We start from the raw sequence: 3,113 nt of genomic DNA, 5'->3' as shown, positions 1-3,113 counted from the left end.
GAACTGGCCGCCCTGGTGGTCAACGGCGTGCTGACCCTGCCGCGCAATTACCGCCGCGGCATGTTCCTCGACGTTCAGGTGTAAGCGGCCACATCCGGGCCGAACAACCGCTCCATCAGTAGCAGTGGCAGCTCGTATTGCGGCAGGCAAAGGCTGGTGCTGCGGCCGTGCAGCGTGTGCAGGCACAGCCCCTCCGCATCCGGGACGGTGCCGTCCAGACGATGAAGCCGTAGACGAACAGCAGGATCGCCGCGAAGGACGGGGCGACCACCAGCTTCGAGAGATGCCGCTGGGCCAGTGCGCGCAGTCCGCCTGTCCGGGGCGGGGTGGCGCTGCCGGGGGCGGCCTCTTCTCCGGCTGCCGGCCGGTAGGATGGGGTCTGCAAGGTCATGGTGCGAGCCTCATCGGCTTTCGGGCCGGCTTTCGGGCCGGCTTTCGGGCCGGCGTCGCACACGGATGCAGGTCGCGCATGTCGGTTCCCTCCCGTGACGCGTTGCTGTTGGACCGCTGCAAGACGGTCGTTCGCTTGGCGGTCACTGTACGCCGCAGATGATGGATGGGGCGGACAATTTGGTAACGCGGCGCTTTCCCGGCGCCCGCCTTGTTACGCAACCGTTACATAGCCCTTCTCCCGAGCGGCGGGGACGATGATATGCAGATGCGGGCGCTGTTGCGCCGGGGCCGGGCGGACGCCATGGTCTGGCGGATGAGATTTTCGGGAAGAGGACCCTGGACGATGAAGAGCCTGACGGTCGGTCTGCTGGGCTTCGGCCTTGCCGGGTCGGTGTTCCATGCCCCGCTGATCCGGAGCGAACCGCGTATGCGCCTGACGGCGGTCGCCAGCTCGCGCATCGACGACATCCGCCGCGGCGCACCGGGGGCGGAGGCGACGACGGCCGAGGCGGTGATCGCCGACCCGGACATCGACCTCGTGGTGATCGCCACCCCCAACACCAGCCACGCCCCCCTGGCCCGCGAGGCGCTGCTGGCCGGCAAGCATGTGGTGATCGACAAGCCGATGGCGACCAGCGCGGCGGAGGCCGACGAACTGATCGAGCTGGCCAAGCGGCAGGGCCGGCTGCTGAGCGTCTTCCACAACCGGCGCTGGGACAACGACTTCCTGACCCTGCGCGCCTGTCTGGAGGCGGGCGAGATCGGCCGCCCCTATCATTACGAGGCGCATTACGACCGGTTCCGCCCGCAGATCAAGCAGGGCTGGCGCGAACGGACGCTGGCCGGATCGGGTGTGCTGTTCGATCTCGGTGCCCATTTGATCGATCAGGCGCTGACCCTGTTCGGCATGCCCGACCGCATCCTTGCCGATGTCGGCAGCCAGCGGCCGGACGCGCAGGTCGACGACTGGTTCCACATCGTGCTCGGCTATGGGCCGATGCGGGCGATCCTGCATTGCGGGACGGTGGTCTGCCGGCCGGGGCCGCGCTTCCGGCTCCTTTGCGACGGCGGCAGCTTCCTCAAGCACGGCATGGACGGCCCAGGAGGCGGCCCTGCACGCCGGCCGCATGCCGACGGAACCCAGGCTGGGGCCAGGACGATCCGGAGAATTTCGCCCTGCTGGCCCGGGCCGACGGTACGGAACGCCGGGTGGAGACCATTCCCGGCGACTATCCCGCCTACTATCGCGGGATTGCCGCCGCCATCCTCGACGGTGCTCCGCCGCCGGTGACCGCCGAGCAGGCGCGCGACGTGCTGAGCGTGCTGGAGGCGGTGCGCAAGGCGGCCGGCCTGCCGGCCTGACCGGTCGTCCCGGTCTCCTCCCGTTCTCTTTCGAGAGCCCGTTCTCAAAAGAACGGGAAGGGGCCGGGAAACGTCCCGACGGGCACATGGTGGGTCACCAGCCCCGCACCCTCTTGCCAGCGGTGAAGCAGGAAGGCTGGCGGCTCGACGTAGGATGCGGGATCGGCATCGGGTGCGAGCCGCAGCGCGATGGCCGTCGTCGTGCTGGGAGCGGTGACCAGCACCGTCCCGGCGAAGCGTGCCAGCATGAAGCGATGGACATGCCCGCACAACAGGCGCTCGACCTGGGGATGGGCGGCAAGCACCGCCGCGAGTCCCATGCCGTTCCGGCAGTTGTAGGCGTCGATGCAGGCGATGCCGCTTTCAAAAGGCGGCTGATGCAGCATGACGAGCGTCGGCCGCTTCGGCTGCTCCGACAGGCGTTCCGCGAGCCAGGCGCAGGCATCCCCGGTGGCTTCGCCGTGATGCTTGCCGGGAACGGTCACATCGAGGCCGATGATGCGCACCGGTCCCCTGTCGTCCACGGCGAAATGCAGGGGCCCCGTCGCCGGCAAATAGGAATGATCGGAGAAGGCCGTCCGGAAGGCCTCCCGTTCGTCGTGATTGCCCGGCAGCAGCAGGACGGGCTGGCGAATGGACCTCAAGGCAGCGCGCGCCTGCTGGTACTCGGCCGCTGTGCCGCGGTCGACGATATCGCCCGTGACGATCACAAGGTCGGGCGCGGGATCGAGCGCGTTCAGGTGACGAACGGCAGCGTCGAACATCGCGTTCGAGTCGACCAGCCCCTGGTATAGCTCGCCCGGCGGGCGGATGTGGGGATCGGACAGGTGGGCGATCAGCAAGGCGGCGATCCTCGGTCGTGGTTCGGATCAGCCTAGATGTTCGCGGACAATTCTCAAAAGCCGATGAGCGGGTTTGCGGCGATGACGGTCGCCGCGGCGCTGGGCGGGGCAAGGGCGCTCCGTTCCTCAGCTCCGCCAGGGCACCACGCCCGGCGGCAGGCGGCGCCCGAGCGTTCCGGCGGCGAGCATCGCGGCCAGCACCACCAGAATGGCGATGACGCCGAGCGCGGCCCCCAGCGTCGGGCTGCCGCCCTCCTCCAGCGCATAGACGACGACGCCCAGCGTCTCCCGGCCTTGCGACCACAGCAGGATGGAGACGGTCAGCTCGTTGAAGGCGGTCAGGAAGACCAGCAGCCCGCCGGCCGCCGCCGCCGGGGCGACCAGCGGCGCCACCACCGTCACCAGCCGCCGCAGCGGCCCGGCGCCCAGCGCGCGGGCGGCTTCCTCCACCGTCGGGTCGAGTGCAGCGCAGGCCGCCTGCACCGGCCGCAGGGCCAGCGGCAGGAAGCGGACCAG

Annotated in this window: 4 protein-coding genes; 1 reads left to right on the top strand and 3 read right to left on the bottom strand. The window is 69.6% G+C overall.

Going from position 1 to position 3,113, the window contains the following annotated elements; genetic code table 11:
• Nucleotides 1-115: 115 nt before the first annotated feature.
• Entirely contained in the window at nucleotides 116-391 is a 276-nt protein-coding gene (locus tag I71_RS39705) for a hypothetical protein (protein WP_244433810.1), read from the bottom strand.
• 345 nt (nucleotides 392-736) lie between these two features.
• Between I71_RS39705 and I71_RS13125 the strand changes: the two genes are divergently transcribed.
• Nucleotides 737-1,684 (top strand): Gfo/Idh/MocA family oxidoreductase, encoded by a 948-nt coding sequence (locus tag I71_RS13125; protein ID WP_244433809.1) that lies wholly within the window; start codon nucleotides 737-739, stop codon nucleotides 1,682-1,684.
• A 115-nt stretch (nucleotides 1,685-1,799) separates the two neighbouring features.
• On the opposite strand, the gene I71_RS13120 is transcribed toward I71_RS13125, so the two are convergent.
• Both I71_RS13120 and I71_RS13115 read right to left on the bottom strand, forming a co-directional pair.
• Nucleotides 1,800-2,597: a phosphodiesterase gene (locus I71_RS13120; protein ID WP_042695304.1), complete on the bottom strand. Its 798-nt coding sequence runs from the start codon at nucleotides 2,595-2,597 to the stop codon at nucleotides 1,800-1,802.
• Nucleotides 2,598-2,723: 126 nt separating this feature from the next.
• Nucleotides 2,724-3,113 (bottom strand): ABC transporter permease subunit (locus tag I71_RS13115; RefSeq protein WP_042695303.1); only part of this gene is annotated, 390 nt, incomplete at its 5' end.

This window comes from Azospirillum sp. B506 (assembly GCF_000333595.1).
Taxonomy (GTDB): Bacteria; Pseudomonadota; Alphaproteobacteria; order Azospirillales; family Azospirillaceae; genus Azospirillum.
The sequence above is the reverse complement of the archived record's forward strand: the minus strand, read 5'-3'. Positions and strand labels throughout refer to the sequence as shown.

Bases quoted from the DNA above. Each gene is read 5' to 3' on its own strand.
- I71_RS39705 (WP_244433810.1), bottom strand. From the start codon at position 391: ATGACCTTGCAGACCCCATCCTACCGGCCGGCAGCCGGAGAAGAGGCC.
- I71_RS13125 (WP_244433809.1), top strand. From the start codon at position 737: ATGAAGAGCCTGACGGTCGGTCTGCTGGGCTTCGGCCTTGCCGGGTCG.